General features: G+C 76.0%; 1 pseudogene. It reads right to left on the bottom strand.

Annotated elements, in window-relative coordinates:
* Positions 1-11: 11 nt before the first annotated feature.
* Positions 12-697 (bottom strand): annotated as a pseudogene (locus MKK70_RS00560) (hypothetical protein); the annotation flags it as partial.

The following is a 697-nucleotide window of genomic DNA, read 5'->3' as shown; positions in this document are numbered from 1 at the left end:
GGGAGGCGCGCTCAGAACTCGCCGCCGAGCCCGGCCCGCACCCCGTGGCCGCCGTCGCCGCCATAGGCGTAGCCGACGTTGATCGCCAGCGGCACGGCGGTCGGCAGGCGGTGCGAGAGTGCCGCGCCGCCGGCCCACTCGCCGCGATAGGTCGCGCTGTTGAGGACCCAGGTGGTGCGGCCGGGTGCCGAGGGCATCGACGCGGTCGGCATCGCCAGCGCCGTGGCGACGCCCTGGCGTGCCTCGCGCCGGGTCTCGGTGGTGTATTGCGACAGGGCGTTCGTGCGCGATTCCAGCGCGCCGACGCGGGACTCGACGCCGCCGATCCGCCCTTCCGCCGAGTCGAGGCGGGAGCCGAGGCCGGCGATGGTGCTCGGGCCGTAGCCGGAGGTCGCGAGGTTGCCCGCCGCGTCGGTGGTCACGAACTGCGTCGCGCCGTTCTGGGCCGCGGCGCTCTGCGCCGACGTGATCCCGCCGAGCGTATAGGTGTTCGAGCCGTTGCCGATCGCGACCTGGTTCGTGCGGGTGGTCTGCGCGCCGGGACCGATCGCGATGGTGTTGGCCTGCGTCGCCGAGGCGCTGCGGCCGATCGCGATGGACCCGTCGCCGGCCGCGTTCGCCTCGGTCCCGAGGGCCGTCGCGCTCACGCCGCCCGCCGTGGCGCCGTAGCCGGCCGCGAGCGCGTCAGCGCCGCCGG

The organism is Methylobacterium sp. E-041, assembly GCF_022829665.1.
Taxonomy (GTDB): domain Bacteria; phylum Pseudomonadota; class Alphaproteobacteria; order Rhizobiales; family Beijerinckiaceae; genus Methylobacterium.
This window is presented reverse-complemented; position numbering and strand designations above follow the sequence as displayed.